Source organism: Candidatus Anoxymicrobium japonicum (genome assembly GCA_002843005.1).
Classification (GTDB): Bacteria; Actinomycetota; Geothermincolia; order Fen-727; family Anoxymicrobiaceae; genus Anoxymicrobium; species Anoxymicrobium japonicum.
The window spans coordinates 1-15,210 of sequence record PHEX01000040.1; the positions used below are offsets into that span (position 1 = coordinate 1).

The 15,210-nt window shown below is 58.0% G+C and carries 11 protein-coding genes; all 11 read left to right on the forward strand.

Annotated elements, in window-relative coordinates; translation table 11 throughout:
- The first annotated feature begins 924 nt into the window (after positions 1–924).
- Positions 925–2,640, forward strand: a complete 1,716-nt coding sequence (locus tag CVT63_05185; GenBank protein PKQ27961.1) for a formate--tetrahydrofolate ligase — start codon at positions 925–927, stop codon at positions 2,638–2,640.
- A gap of 21 nt (positions 2,641–2,661) precedes the next feature.
- Positions 2,662–4,638, forward strand: coding sequence for a ferredoxin (locus CVT63_05190; protein ID PKQ27962.1), 1,977 nt, complete (start codon positions 2,662–2,664; stop codon positions 4,636–4,638).
- Positions 4,635–5,384: a hypothetical protein gene (locus CVT63_05195; protein PKQ27963.1), complete on the forward strand. Its 750-nt coding sequence runs from the start codon at positions 4,635–4,637 to the stop codon at positions 5,382–5,384. Before CVT63_05190 ends, CVT63_05195 begins: the two co-directional genes overlap by 4 nt.
- 82 nt (positions 5,385–5,466) lie before the next feature.
- Positions 5,467–6,093, forward strand: a complete 627-nt coding sequence (locus CVT63_05200; protein PKQ27964.1) for a methenyltetrahydrofolate cyclohydrolase — start codon at positions 5,467–5,469, stop codon at positions 6,091–6,093.
- Positions 6,094–6,115: 22 nt separating this feature from the next.
- Positions 6,116–7,021 carry a bifunctional 5,10-methylene-tetrahydrofolate dehydrogenase/5,10-methylene-tetrahydrofolate cyclohydrolase gene (locus CVT63_05205; GenBank protein PKQ27965.1) on the forward strand — a complete coding sequence of 302 codons (906 nt, stop codon included), beginning with the start codon at positions 6,116–6,118 and terminating at the stop codon, positions 7,019–7,021.
- Between the two features lie 79 nt (positions 7,022–7,100).
- Complete coding sequence (locus tag CVT63_05210) at positions 7,101–8,039, forward strand: acetyl-CoA decarbonylase/synthase complex subunit delta (GenBank protein PKQ27966.1); 939 nt, start codon at positions 7,101–7,103, stop codon at positions 8,037–8,039.
- Positions 8,040–8,136: 97 nt separating this feature from the next.
- Positions 8,137–10,044: a carbon-monoxide dehydrogenase catalytic subunit gene (cooS, locus tag CVT63_05215; protein PKQ27971.1), complete on the forward strand. Its 1,908-nt coding sequence runs from the start codon at positions 8,137–8,139 to the stop codon at positions 10,042–10,044.
- 25 nt (positions 10,045–10,069) lie between these two features.
- A complete protein-coding gene (gene cdhC, locus CVT63_05220) occupies positions 10,070–12,256 on the forward strand; it encodes a CO dehydrogenase/CO-methylating acetyl-CoA synthase complex subunit beta (GenBank protein ID PKQ27967.1) in 2,187 nt (728 codons plus the stop codon).
- Positions 12,257–12,345: 89 nt separating this feature from the next.
- Complete coding sequence (locus tag CVT63_05225; protein ID PKQ27968.1) at positions 12,346–13,698, forward strand: acetyl-CoA decarbonylase/synthase complex subunit gamma; 1,353 nt, start codon at positions 12,346–12,348, stop codon at positions 13,696–13,698.
- Positions 13,699–13,790: 92 nt separating this feature from the next.
- Positions 13,791–14,453 (forward strand): 5,10-methylenetetrahydrofolate reductase, encoded by a 663-nt coding sequence (locus CVT63_05230; protein ID PKQ27969.1) that lies wholly within the window; start codon positions 13,791–13,793, stop codon positions 14,451–14,453.
- Position 14,454: 1 nt separating this feature from the next.
- Positions 14,455–15,210: 5,10-methylenetetrahydrofolate reductase (locus tag CVT63_05235; protein ID PKQ27970.1), on the forward strand; the 756-nt coding region annotated here is incomplete at its 3' end.

Below are 15,210 nucleotides of genomic sequence, written 5' to 3' on the forward strand. Positions count from 1 at the left end.
CTTCGTTCGTGAACGACGGAGACAAAAAGGTTCAATGGCAAGGATTTATCCGGAAGGCCAGGCTCATCGACGCGCCAGATGCCTTTGAGGATGTCGTCGCAGCCATCATTGTATTCCTCGAACCTCTTGTAGCCTCTCTTGCCGATAGACGGACGTTCCACAGCATCTGGAACGCTCCCGGACCGTGGTGTTGATCGGAGCCATCTGACCTCCGCGCAGATCAATCCAGCCAAGTAATGTGATAAGTGGTCGTCTTGTGGCCAGCGCACTCCGGCCAGTTAACCACAATCTCGAACCACGGCCTGGCGGACGGTGTCCAGGACATTTGAGGACGCCGCAGCGGCACCTCGTGGCGGCAGGTTCGACTCCTGCCCGGAACAAAGTGGTTGATGTGTAAGGTGGCGCCCCGGACTTGTCAAAAGAGAGCGCTCCTTCTCCAGGATTTTTCTTGTTGTCGTCGGGAACGAATACTTGACGCCAGACAGTCGGGAGACTGACAAGAAATGCCTCACATACCCTCTCGTCAATCCATCCAGCATCAGCTTTGATTTCAAGACCATAGTCCTTCAAGCCAGTGACCAGTTCATCCAGGTCAGTGTGTAAAACGGAACATCCATCCGTGATGTTGATACACGGCTTTCAGCGCTTTTTCCGCCGCCTGCTGCGTTCCGCTTCCTCGCCGTACTCACCGAGTACGACTCGGTCGCGCGGCCTTTTAAGGAACGGCGCATCGACGCTCTCGATACGTTACTGTATTTATGGAAAGGGGCACTTAGCTGGCGGCGATGCGCGGTCGCTCTCAAGCGCAAGCGCGGACAGGCTCGCGTTTGCAACACTGGTGACATGTTCTGTATAATCCCTGCGTATGCCTCCAATAACGGAGGTGTATTTATGTCCGTAGAGACAGAAATCCAAGGAGGAGCAATGGCAGCAGTTCCAAGTGACATTGAGATCGCGCAAGCGGCGAAAATGCAGCCGATCGTCGAGATCGCGAAGAAAATCGGGCTGGAAGAGGACGATCTGGAACTTTACGGCAGGTACAAGGCAAAGGTGCACCTCGATGTCATCGACAGGCTGAAGGACAGGCCGATGGCCAAGTATATTGACGTAACCGCTATCACGCCTACGCCGCTTGGTGAAGGCAAGACGGTCACCTCGATCGGTCTCACTGAGGCGATGAACAAGATCGGCAAGAGCTCCATCATCAACGTCCGCGAGCCCAGTATGGGCCCGGTGTTCGGCATCAAGGGCGGGGCCGCAGGCGGCGGCTACAGTCAGGTTGTCCCGATGGAGGATCTGAACCTGCACTTCACGGGCGACATTCACGCGGTTGGAGCGGCCAACAACCTTTGCGCCGCGTACCTCGACACGAGCATCCTCCTGGGCAACAGGCTCAACATCGACCCGATGACCGTTTCCTGGCGCCGCGTCGTTGACATCAGCGACCGCGCGCTGCGCGACATCGTCGTGGGTCTGGGCGGGAAGCAGAACGGTTACCCTCGCCAGACGGGCTTCGACATCACCGTGGCCTCGGAGGTCATGGCGATCCTGGCCCTGGCCGAAGGACTCGACGACCTCAAGGAGAGGCTCGCCCGCATAGTTGTCGCCTATACGTACGACGGAAAGCCGGTAACGACCACCGACCTCAAGTGCGCGGGCTCCATGGCGGTTCTTCTCAAGGACGCCATCATGCCGAATCTCATTCAGACACTCGATGGGAACGCGTGCTTCATGCACGGAGGCCCATTTGCGAATATTGCCCAGGGCAACAACTCTGTGGTCGCGGACCTCGTTGCCACCAGGTTCTGCGATTATGTGTTCACCGAGAGCGGCTTTGGGGCCGACATGGGTGCCGAGAAAATGATGAACATCAAGGTCCGCGTGCTGGAGAAGTACGGGATTACCCCGGATTGCGTCGTCATCACCGCCACTATCAGGGCGCTCAAGATGCACGGCGGCGCCTTCGAGGCCAGGCCGGGCAAGAAGATCGATGAGAAGCTGCAGGCGGCCGAGAACTACGAGGCGCTCGAGAATGGTTGCGCGAATCTCGTGAAGCATATCGAGAACATAAAGTCGTTCGGTCTGCCGGTGGTCGTCACGGTGAACCGCCGCACCACCGACAGGGACAAGGAAGTGGCGATGGCGCAGGAGATCGCGCTCAGCGCGGGCGCGGATTTCTGTGAGCCGATCGAAGTCTGGGCAAAAGGCGGCGAGGGCGGAAAGGAAGCCGCCGCAGCCATAGTCAAGGCGTGCGAGTTGCCCAAGGACTTCAAGTACACATATGACATCAACAGCTCCATCAAGGAGAAAATCGAGATCATAGCCACAAAGATATATGGAGCGGATGGAGTCGATTACACGCCTGTTGCGGAAGCGGCAATCAAACGCTTTACAGATGCCGGTTATGACAAGTTGCCGCTGTGCATGGCAAAGACGCACCTTTCTCTTTCGCACGACCCGAACCTCAAGGGCCGCCCGACTGGATGGCGATTGCCCGTTGTGGATGTAAGGCCGACGATTGGCGCCGGTTTCCTGTATCCGCTCTGCGGTGAGATGAAGACCATGCCCGGACTGCCGAGCGAGCCCGCCGGCAACAAGGTTGACCTCGTCGAAGGCGGCAGGATAGTGGGGTTGTTCTAGCATGGGGCGTAGCGAGCGATAATGGAAAAAGTCAGGGTTTGCTTTTACCCGGAGAACCGCTGCATCGAGGTCAACAAAGGAGAGAACCTGCTTCGAGCGGCCATGGAGGCTGACGTTCACATCAACGCTTCCTGTGGTGGTGAGAGTTACTGCGGAAAGTGTCGTGTCATCGTCGAGAACGGCAAGGTCACACAAAAGCTCTCGAGCAAGCTTTCAGAGGAAGAGGTAAAGCGGGGCTACGTGCTGGCGTGCTCCACTACGATCGAGAGCGATGTCGAAGTCAGGGTGCCGATTGAGACACAGCTCGGCGACAAGAGCGCTCTCACCAGGCGACCGCCTATACCGTTGAAGGGCTATACGCTCTCGGCGAAGGACTGGGCCGAACGGTTGCCACAGTGGGAGCTGAATCCCCCTACCACAAAGTTTCACCTGGTGCTCGACAAGCCTACTCTCGAGGACAACCTGTCGGACGCCGAGCGCATCAAACGTGAACTTTCCAGGCTCGCGGATCTCAAGGACGTTGTAATCGACTACCCGATGCTGCAGGCGTTGCCCGACCTTATCCGAGCCGCGAGTTTTGACGTTACCGTCACGGTTCTCGACCGTGGCGAGGAGCTGCGCGCCGTGCGCATCGAGAAAGGCGATGCGTCACCCAGGCAGGCCGCGCTCGCGATTGATCTCGGCACCACCACGGTCTCTGTTCAGCTCATCGACCTGCAGACAGGCCAGGTAATCGCTGAGGCATCGGACTACAACGGCCAGATATCTTACGGTGAGGATGTCATCACGCGTATTATCTACTCGACTCGATCCACCGGTCTCGCCAAGCTCCAGTCGGTCGCGGTGTCCACGATCTGGGGACTGATTCAGCAGATCGTCGAGAAGACAAGCATAGAGTTCTGCAGCATCACGCACATGGTGGTGTCGGGAAACACCACCATGATTCACCTGCTGCTGGGCCTGGATCCGCGGTATATACGGGTTGATCCATACATCCCGGTCGCGCAGTTTTTCCCGTGGATAAAGGCGTCGAATGTCGGCATAAGAATAGCGTCGGGCGTGTATATGAGGTGCACTCCCTGCGTCGCCTCTTATGTCGGCGGAGATATTGTCGCCGGCGTTCTGGCGTCGGGCATGTTCAACTCGGAGAAGATGGTTCTCTATATCGACGTAGGAACTAACGGGGAGATGGCGCTGGGAAACAAGGATTGGCTGCTCACGTGCTCGTGCTCGGCGGGACCGGCTTTCGAGGGCGCGGGGGTCAAGCATGGGATGCGCGCCACGCGCGGCGCTATCGAGCAGGTGCGAATCAACGAGATCACGTTTGAGCCGATGATAATCACCATCGGAAACCGGAGGGCGATCGGCATCTGCGGCTCCGGCATGATAGATACACTGGCGGAGCTGTTGCTTACCGGCGTCATGGACGAACGCGGAAAGATCAACACGGATCTTGACACGCCGCGCGTGCGCAAAGGCGACGCGGGTGGCGAGTACGTGCTGGCGTGGGCCGAAGAAAGCGGGACGAACCGTGACGTCGTAATCACCGACGTGGACATCGACAATCTCACGAGGGCGAAGGCCGCCATATTCGCCGGCATAAATATCCTTCTCGAGGAAGTTGGCATGGATATCGACACGGTCGAGGAGATACTGATCGCCGGAGTGTTCGGCCGGTATCTGGAAATCGACAAGGCTATAATCATCGGTCTTTTGCCGGATGTGAGCACTGACAAGATCAAGTTCGTGGGCAACGGCTCGTTGCTGGGGAGCTACCTGATGGCGCTCTCAAAGAATCTCATAGACGAAGCCGATCGCATAGCCAACATGATGACCTACCTCGAGCTATCGACTAAACCGAGTTTCATGGATCAGTACATGGCGGCGATGTTTTTTCCGCACACACATGTAGAAAAGTTTCCCACAGTGATGGCGAGACTCGCCGAATCGCGCGAAAGGGCGCGGCTGGGCGCCGAGGGAACAGGTGAGCCTGTTTGACCACGGTTATAGCGGTTTCGGGCAAGGGAGGCGTCGGCAAGACGACGATCGCCGCGCTTCTGGTGAAGCGCCTGTTGGACAGTGGACGTGGGCCGATACTGGCGGTTGACGCGGACTCGAACAGCAACCTCGACCTGGCGCTGGGCGTCGATCTGAACGCTACAATAGGGAGCATTCGGGAGGATATCTCTGAAAAGACCCGGAAGGGGGATCTTCCCGCGGGTGTGGCCAAGCAGGATATCCTGGAGATTGAAATTGAGCGGGCGCTTATCGAGACGGACGGGTTTGACATGGTGAGCATGGGCAGGCCCGAAGGCCCTGGTTGCTACTGCGCGATAAACAATATGCTGCGTGTGTTTTTGGAACGATTGAACAAGAGTTACGAGTATGTGGTTATTGATAATGAGGCGGGCATGGAGCACTTGAGCCGCCGTACGACAAGGGACATTGACGTGATGTTCCTCGTGAGCGACCCTTCGCTCAAAGGGCTGGCCACGGCAAAGCGCTTGAGGGATCTGGCTTGTCAGATGGATGTCGAAGTGGGCAGGTTTTTCCTGGTGTTGTCTCGCGCTCGCGGGCCACTGTCCGGCGCTCTGGCGGATGAAGTCGAAAAGCTCGATATCGAGTTTGCGGGAGTGATACCCGATGATCCCGAGGTCGCGCGGTTCGATGAGAAAGGCCGTCCGCTCATTGAGCTGGGCGAAGAGTCCACGGCGCGCGCCGCGGTTCGTTTGTTACCTCTCTGATAAGGTTGCCAGGGATATTTTCCCCCCTGACAAGGGGGGCCAGGGGGGTTGGTGACGTGTATCATGGAAGGGGAAGACATAGATGTACGTTGAAGGCAAGATAATCGATTTTCTGGACAGGCTGGCCTCCAGCTCCCCGGAGCCTGGAGGCGGGTCGGCGAGCGCGCTTGCCGCGGCGCTCGGCGCCGCGCTGGTCAGCATGGTGGCCAACCTTACTACTGGCCGTGAGAAGTACGCGGACGTGCAGGATAGTATAATCGAGCTCGTGAACTCTTCCGAAAAAGCGCGCGCGACACTCGAGAACCTGGTTCAGAAGGACACAGAGGTATACGGGGTACTTGCCGCGGCTTTCAAGATGCCTCGCGAAACGGATGAGGAGAAGACGAAGAGGGACGTGGCGGTTCAGGCCGCGCTTAAAAGAGCGACGCTCGTGCCGTACGCTATCGCGGAGCAATGTTTAGAGGTCGCGAAATTATCCGAGATCGCGGCGGATATCGGCAACGTCAACGCGGTGAGCGATGCCGGCGTGGCCGCGCTGCTTGCCGACGCGTCGGCCGGGTGCGCGGCGCTGAACGTGAAGATCAACCTGAAAAGCGTAAAAGACGAGGCGTTCAATGAGGAGAAATGGGCGGGAATTCAGAATATACTGGCGTGGACGTGTGAGTTGAAGGATAAAGTTGTGCGGATGACATACGAGAAACTTGGCTAGAAACTTGACCAGGAGGCGTGAGATGGCGGAGATAATAGACGGGAACGCTATAGCGGACGAGATCAAGACAGAGATAGTCGCTGAGACCGAAAAGCTGAAGGCAAAGGGCGTCGCGCCAGGCGTCGCGACCTTGCTGGTCGGGGATGACTTCGGCTCGAAGATGTATCGCGGGCAGGTCGAGAAGAACTGTGAATCGGTTGGATTCAACTACATCGAGAAAACTCTTCCGGCGGAAACAACAGAGGAAGAGGTAATCAAGATTGTCAGGGAGCTCAACGAGGATCCGGCTGTAAGCGGAATCCTTCCCCTGCGGCCGTACCCGGAACACATATCAGACTCCACTGTCATCAGGAACATCCGTGAGGACAAGGATATCGACTGTTTTCACCCGGCCAACATGGGTCGCCTGCTTCTTGGCGAGCCGACGCTCGCGCCGGCCACTCCGTCGGCGTGCATCGAGCTGTTGGACAGGGTAGGGGTCGAGTTCGAGGGCGCGGAGATAGTTGTCGTCGGCCACTCGAACATCGTTGGGAAGCCGATCGCGATGCTGGCCCTCAACCGCAACGCTACAGTCAGTGTCACACACGTTTTCACGTCACAGGCCGGCAACCTCGCAAAGCATACGATTGGCGCGGACATTCTGATTGTCGCGGCCGGCAGGGCAGGGCTCGTGACGGCCGACCTGGTCAAGTCAGGCGCCGTCGTCATCGATGTTGGCATAAATCGCGTGAAGATTCTGGATGACGAGGGCAACCCGATCCTCAACGACAAGGGAAAGCCTAAAACGAAGACCGTGGGCGACGTGGATTTTGACAACGTGAAGGAGAAAGCGAAGGCGATCACGCCGGTCCCGGGCGGGGTTGGCGCCGTCACAAACATGATGCTGCTCAAGAACGCACTGACAGCCGCCAGGATGCAGGCGCGGTAGAGGTCTGGGGTGTTGCGTTGGGGACTGACCCCCGGTGTTGCGTTGGGGCCTGACCCCTAGAGAAAGGAAGTGGAATTAAATGGGTTTTGAGGCAGTGAAGGAGACGACCGATTCTAAAATACGTGAAGTTGCCCTGGGAATCGGAGACGTCAAAGTCGGTGGCGAGAACGTGTTGCCGTTTTATCTGTGGGAAGGCGAGATGCCAAAGCGTCCCCTTGTCGCGGTAGAAGTCTGGGACAACAACCCGGAGGATTGGTCGCCGGTTGTGACCGGGCCTCTGTCGGACGTGCTTGCCGATCCGGTCGCGTGGGCAAAAAAGGCACAGGAGGAGTTTGGCGCCGACATTATTGTTTTGCGCTTGAAAAGCACCGATCCCAAAGGTGATGACAGATCCGCGGACGATGCCGCTAGAACCGCGAAGGCGGTAGCCGATGCGGTCAGTATTCCTGTCGTGGTTTACGGGGCCGAGGATGTGGACAAGGACGGCGACGTGTTGAAAGCGGTCGCGGTGGCGTGCGAGGGCAGCAACGTCGTTATCGGCCCCGCGATGGAAGACAATTACAAGACTATCGGGGCTGCGGCGCTCGGCTATAACCAGACCGTCGTGGCGAAGACGCCGATAGACGTCAACCTGGCGAAGCAACTGAACATTCTGCTTTCGAATCTGGGCGTTGACGTTGGCAAGATCGTGGTTGATCCGACTACCGGCGCCCTGGGGTACGGCCTTGAGTACACCTATTCCATCATGGAGAGGTTCAAGATCGCGGCGCTGAGGCAGGACGACAGCATGACCCAGATGCCGCTGGTGGCGGATGTGGGAATCGAATCCTGGAAAGCCAAGGAGGCAAAGGCGCCGGCCCTGGACGAGCCGCAGTGGGGTGACGAAAATAAGCGTGGCGTGTTGTGGGAGATCGTCACCGCGGTGGCCTTGCTTATAGCCGGCGCGGACATTCTGATAATGAGGCACCCGGATGCGATAAAGACTGTTCGGAAGGTTATCGACGAGTTGATCGGTTAGGAGAGGATCCGCGCAGGGTCTGAGAAGCTCAAGAAGAGCGAGGAGTTGAGGACAATTGGATTATGAAGAAAGGACTTCTTGTGAGGCGTCCATAGAGATGCTCAAGAAGGCTGATGAACAGGGCTGCTCCACAGCGTTCAGCCGATCCGAGACATTGAAGGAGTGCACGATTGGCGCGAGCGGCATCTGCTGCAAGAACTGCGCGATGGGCCCGTGCCGACTGACGCCCCCCAAGAAAGAAGGCGACCCTGAAAAGAGGGGTATCTGCGGGGCGACGGCGGAAGTTGTCGCGGCGCGGAACTTTGTGAGAATGATCGCCGCCGGCTCAGCGGCACACTCGGATCATGGACGCGCGGTCGCGCATACCATGGTCATGGCGGCGAAGGGGGAGGCTGAAGGTTATCAGGTCAAAGACCGCATCAAGCTGCTGGAGGTCGCGCTCGACCTCGGCGTCGAGGTGGGGGACAGGCCGATCGAGGAGATAGCTCTCGAAGTTGGCGAGAAGTGCCTGGCCATGTTCGGCCAGCAGGAAGGCGAGCTAGCGTTTGGCCTGAGGGCGCCGGAGAAGCGGAAAGAAATATGGCGAAAGCTTGGCATCTTCCCGCGGGGCATCGACCGTGAGGCAGTAGAGGCGATGCACCGTACGTCGATAGGCGTGGACCAGGACATGGAGAACCTGCTGCTGCAGGGCTCGAGGTGCGCTCTCGCCGATGGCTGGGGCGGTTCGATGATAGCGACGGAGTTGCAGGACATCATGTTTGGTTCTCCGACTCCTATCAAGGCAAAGATCAACCTGGGGGTTCTCGAGGCGGATCAGGTCAATGTCATCGTCCACGGACATGAGCCGTTGCTCTCCGAGATGATACTTCTGGCCACGCGGGACGAGGAGCTGTTGAAAAAAGCTGAAGCCAAAGGCGCAAAGGGCATCAACATCGCGGGCATCTGCTGCACGGCGAATGAGATACTCACGCGGCACGGCATTCCTATCGCCGGCAACGTCCTTCAGCAGGAACTCGCGATCATTACAGGCGCGGTCGATGCCATGGTCGTGGATGTGCAGTGCGTCTACCAGGCTATCGGTGAGCTATCAAACTGTTTCCATACGAAGATTATCACCACGAGCTCTAAAGGCAAGATGCCGTTTGCCGAGCACGTGGAATTTCACGAAGAGACAGGCCTGTCAAGCGCGAAGAAGATCGTGGAGATGGCTATCGACAACTTCCCCAACAGGGGCAAGGTCGACATCCCCGGCGCGGTGAGCGAGTTTACGGGCGGCTACAACCACGAGTACATCAACTACATGCTGGGCGGCCATTTCCGCGCTTCGTACCGGCCTTTGAACGATGGCATAATTGATGGCCGCATAAGGGGCGTCGTGGGTGTTGTTGGTTGCTCCAATCCGAGGGTTCCACACGATAGCGTTACCGTCCAGGTAGTCCGCGAGCTCGTCGCGAACAGTTGCCTGGTGGCGATGACCGGTTGTGCCGCTCAGGCGGTCGCAAAGACCGGGCTCATGACGCCGGAGATTGCATACAAAGATGGTGTAATGCCGCAGGGCCTCCGCGAGATCTGTGAGGCGGTCGGCATCCCGCCGGTGTTGCACGTAGGTTCCTGCGTGGACAACAGCCGCGTACTGATTGCGCTGACAGCGATGGCCAAAGAAGGCGGTCTGGGTGATGACATTTCCGACCTTCCGGCAATTGGTTGCGCTCCCGAGTGGATGAGCGAGAAGGCGATCGCCATCGGCCAGTACTTCGTGGCCTCCGGCGCCGCTGTCATCTTTGGCGCCAGATGGCCTACAACCGGCAGCAAGACGCTGACCGACTACCTGTTCGAGGGCTACCAGGAAATTTACGGCAACACGTGGGGCTTCGAGCCGGACTCGGACAAGATGGTAAGCGCGCTGCTCAGCAAGATTGACATGAAGCGCGAAGCGCTGGGGATCGCCGCCAAACACGAGCGGGTTCTGTTCGACATGGCCATGAGGCGAGAGCTGAAGATCTAACCGATCGAGACAAGAAGGAGTTTGGATGTCTAAGATAATCGCAAGTGCCGCAATAAGGGGCGCGCATGCCATTCACGACAGGGTGGCTGCGAGAATCGACGAAGCCCTGGAAAAGCATGGTGAAGGTCAAGAGATCGGCTTTCCCAATACCGCGTACTACCTGCCGATAATTTACGGGATGACAGGCGAGAAGGTCGAGACGTTAAAAGATTGTCCGCGAGTCATGAAGATAGCGGAGCAGCTTATTCCGCCTGTGCCAGCCGAGAACCTTTGGACGCCTTATCTGGGCCCAGCCCTCGACGCCGGGATGGCGACGTTGTTCATGGAAGAGATGGAAGAGGCTATCAAGTATGTTGATGGGCCTAACCCCGTGGACGGCATCTGGCTGGGGGCCGCCGATGACGTGATCATGCGCGAGAGGGGAGTCGAGTTCGTGGATGGCTCAGCCCCCGGGTTCTGCGCACTGGCGGGTTCCGCGCCAGACCCGCAGACGGCGGAGAGCATTGTCAAGGAGCTCCAGGAGAAGAACCTGTACATATGGATGAGCGGAAACTTCAACGGCACTACTGTTTCAGAGCAGCTTGACAGCATTGGAGTTCAGCTTGGTTGGGAGACCCGCGTTGTTCCGTACGGCCGCGAGATCGGTTCCGCTGTTTACTCTCTGGGGTTCGCGGCGCGCGCGGCCATGAGCTTTGGAGGCGCGAAGCCGGGAGATTACCGCAAGGTGCTCCTGTACAACAAGAACAGGATATTCGCCTTTGTGATGGCGCTTGGCGAAGTCACGGACGAGTGGTACGCCAACGCCGCGGGCGCCATCAGCTATGGCTTCCCGACGGTAGCGGACACGCCGATACCGGAGATCCTGCCAACGGGCGTGTGCACCTACGAGCACGTCGTTTCCAACATTCCGCACGATCAGATCGTCCAGAAGGCGGTCGAGGTGCGTGGTCTGAAGATACAGGTCACAAAAGTCCCGATTCCGATGGCGTACGGCCCCGCTTTCGAGGGGGAGCGCATTCGCAAGGATGACATGTACTGCCAGTTTGGCGGGAACATCACCTCTGCGTTCGAGTTTGTCCAGATGAAGGAGATGAACGAGGTCGAGGACGGGAAGATAACCGTTGTGGGTCCTGAGATCGACGACATCGAGGAGGGCGCCGCCCTGCCGCTCGGCATCGTTGTTTCTGTGGCGGGTCGGAAGATGCAGGAGGATTTCGAGTCCATCCTCGAGCGCCAGTGCCACCATCTCATCAACGGCGCGGAAGGCGTCTGGCACATGGGCCAGCGCGACATCGTGTGGACGCGAATCAGCAAGAAGGCGCAGGCCAAGGGGTTCAAGATCCGCGATTACGGCGAGATTCTGCACGCCAAGCTACTGGGCGAGTTTCCCGCTATCGTGGACAAGGTGGAGATTACGCTGTTCACGAACTTGCCGGACTGCGAGGAGTGGCTCAAGAAAGCGCGTGAGACATACAGGGTGCGCGATGAGCGCACCGCTGACATGACCGACGAGACGACCGACATCTTCTACTCGTGCACACTGTGCCAGTCGTTCGCGCCGACCCACGTTTGCGTGGTCACGCCCGAGAGACTCGGCCTTTGTGGCGCTTACAACTGGCTCGACTGCAAAGCCGCCTACGAGATCGACCCGACCGGCCCCAACCAGCCGATACCAAAGGGTGAAGCGGTCGACGAGGCCAGGGGCCAGTGGAAAAACGTCAACGAGTTCGTGTGGAACAATTCCGGCCAGAAGATCGAGAGGTTCAACGCGTACAGCATGATGGAGGATCCCATGACGTCGTGCGGGTGCTTCGAGTGCATCGTCGCCTTCCTGCCGATTGCCAACGGCGTGATGATAGTTAACCGCGAGTTCACCGGCAAGGAGACGCCGTGCGGAATGTCGTTCTCGACGCTCGCCGGGTTCGCCGGCGGCGGCAACGTGACACCGGGCTTTGTGGGCATCGGCAAGGTTTACATCACATCCAAGAAGTTCATCAGCGCCGACGGTGGTTTCCACCGCATTGTCTGGATGCCAAAAGAACTCAAAGAGACTCTCCGCGAGCAGTTGCAGAAGAGAGCCGAGGAGCTTGGCACGCCCGATTTCCTGGACAAGATCGCCGACGAGACCGTCGGCGTAATCGAGGAAGCGATACTTCCATTCCTCGAGGAGAAAGCGCACCCCGCGCTCACAATGGATCCGATGCTCAGTTAGTGAGCGTAAACGCAACACCTGGGGTCAGGCCCCCCGTGTCGCGTTTTTGGATTATCTAAAATGCGAGTGAAAAAGAAAGGAGTCGTGAGATGGCACTGAGCGGTCTCGACATATTCAAGTTGCTTCCCAAGACCAACTGTGGCGAATGCAAGCTTCCGACGTGTCTTGCGTTTGCCATGAAGCTGGCGGGAGGGCAGGCTAATCTCGAGGATTGCCCGCATGTTTCTGATGAGGCGAAGGCTACACTCGCGGAAGCCGCGGCCCCGCCTGTCAGAGGAGTCATAATCGGTCAGGGCGCGTGCGAGTTCAAGACAGGCGAGGAGCTCGTCCTGTTCCGGCACGAGAAGAGGTTTGTCAATCCGACGGGCATGGGTGTCATGATCTCTGACGCGCTGTCGGACGAAGAAGTGAAGGCAAAGGTCGCTGAGACCAACGCCGACGCATGGGAGAGAGTTGGCCAGCATCTCGAGGTCAAGCTGATCGCTCTCCGTTGCGAGTCCGGCGACCCGTCGAAGTTCAAGGATTTTGTGACCGCTGTGTCTGGCGCGACAGAGTGCGCGCTGATGCCCATGACTGAGGACGTGGAGTGCATGAAAGCCGCTCTCGAGGTGATAGACGGGAAGAACCCGCTTTTGTATTGCGCCACCGCCGCGAACCTGGAAGCGATGGGAGCGCTTGCTATGGAGAAGGGGCTTCCACTGGTTCTCAAGGGGGATGGGCTCGACTCGCTCGCGGAGCTGTCCGAAAAGGCGACAGGGATGGGGCTGAAAGATCTCGTGCTCGATCCGGGGACTCGCTCTCTGAAAGACACTTTTGGGGCGCTGGTCGCTATCAGAAGAGGGGCTCTCAACGCGAAGTTCAAGGCGTTTGGATTCCCGCTCATCGCGTTTCCGTGCGAGGAGACGGATGACGTGTTCCTCGAGGCCGCGCACGCGTGCGTTTACATCGCGAAGTACGCGGACGTCGTAGTCATGTCCACGGCTGACGCCTGGCTGCAGTACCCGCTTCAGGTCGAAATACAGAACGTGTACACGGATCCACAGAAACCGATGGCGGTGGACAGCAAGTTCTACGAGATCGGCAGCCCGACCGCGGATTCGCCGGTTCTGGTAACCACCAACTTCTCGCTCACTTACTTCATCGTGTCTGGAGAAGTGGAAGCCTCAAAGGTGGACGCGTGGCTCGGCATCGTTGACTCCGAGGGCCAGTCGGTGCTCACCGCCTGGGCGGCGGGCAAGTTTGTGCCTGACACGATCGCGAAGTTCATCAACACGTCGGGAATCACCGACAAGGTGAACCACCGCAAGCTGATCATACCCGGCTACGTGGCTCAGATATCAGGCGAGCTCGATGAGGAGTTGCCCGACTGGGAAATCCACATCGGGCCGCGCGAGGCAGCCGACATCTCGAGTTACCTGCGCAACTTCGCGGGCGTAAATTAAATTCCCAACCCTCTCACACCAGTGGACGCGAGGGCGTTGTATTTGTGGAACGTGGCACTAAGTAAGGATTCACGAATGGACAGGAGGAGCAAATGATCATAACGAGACAGAAAGCTTTTGAGGCTGTGCTCAAAGAGCTTGAAGGCGCGAAGAGCGTCTTTCTTGTCGGGTGCGGCGATTGCGCCACCGTTTGTCAGACGGGAGGGGAGGAGCAGGTCAAGGAGATGACCGAGAAGCTCAGAGATGAGGGCTTCGATGTCTTTGGCTCGGTAATTCCCGATACCGGTTGCCACGAACTCGACGTAAAGAAGGAGTTCCGCGCCCACGCAAACGAGATAGAGAACGCTGAAGCGTTGCTTGTGATGTCATGTGGCGCCGGCGTCCAGTCGGCCCGTAATGGCACGGAAATGCCGGTGTTTCCGGCGAACGACTCGCTCTTTTTGGGTAATGTCATGCGTGTGGGCCAGTTCGAGGAGAAGTGCCGTCTTTGCGGTGACTGCCTGCTCGACATTACGGGCGCTATCTGCCCGGTGACCAGGTGCCACAAGGGCATTCTCAACGGGCCGTGCGGGGGCACTAACGAAGGCAAGTGTGAGGTGGACCCCGAGAAAGATTGCGCATGGACGCTTATCTACCAGCAACTCGAGAAGGAAGGCAATTTGAACAAGATGAAGGAGTGCCAGCCTCCCAAGAACTGGAACCCCGTCCTGAAGCCTGGTCGGCACGTGATCGAGCGCTCAAAGGATGGTGAGTAGGATGAGTGTGGAGAACGTATGGAAAGAGTTGAACGTAAAGAACGCGAAGCCTTCGATCCAGGAGGTTCTCGAGTCCGGCAAGTTCCTCGTTTCGGGTGAGATCGGTCCGCCGAAGGGGCCGGATATCGAGGAGGTCATTGAGCACATAGACCTCTTGAAGGACAAAGTCCACGCGATGAACATCACCGACAACCAGAGTTCGGTGATGAGGTATCCTTCGCTCGCTACGGCGCTTATTATTCTCGAGAGGGGCGGAGAACCGAACCTGCAGATTACATGCCGTGACCGCAATCGCATGTCGCTCGAGAATGAGTTGTTGTTCGCGTACACGCGCGGCGTTCGAAGCGTGCTGTGTTTGACCGGGGACTCGGTTCCGGTCGGCGACCACAAGGAGTGCAAGGCTGTCTTTGACGTCGAGTCTGTGCAGTTGCTGAACATCATAAGTGCGATGGAGGAAGGCAGGGATATGGGCGGCAACGAGATGAACGCGCCCGTCAAGTTTTACAAGGGCGCCATCTTTACGCCCGAGGCTGTTCCTGTCGAGCCACAGATGATTAAGTTCGAGAAGAAGGTCGAGGCCGGGGCCCAGTGGATGCAGACTCAGGCGATTTATGACATGGACAACTTCGCGAAGTTCATGAAATTCGCGAGGAAGTATCCGGTGAAGATTCAGGCGGGGCTGGTGTTGCTCACCTCCGCCGGCATGGCAAAGTACATGAACAAGAATGTGCCGGGAGTTGTCGTGCCCGACGACCTG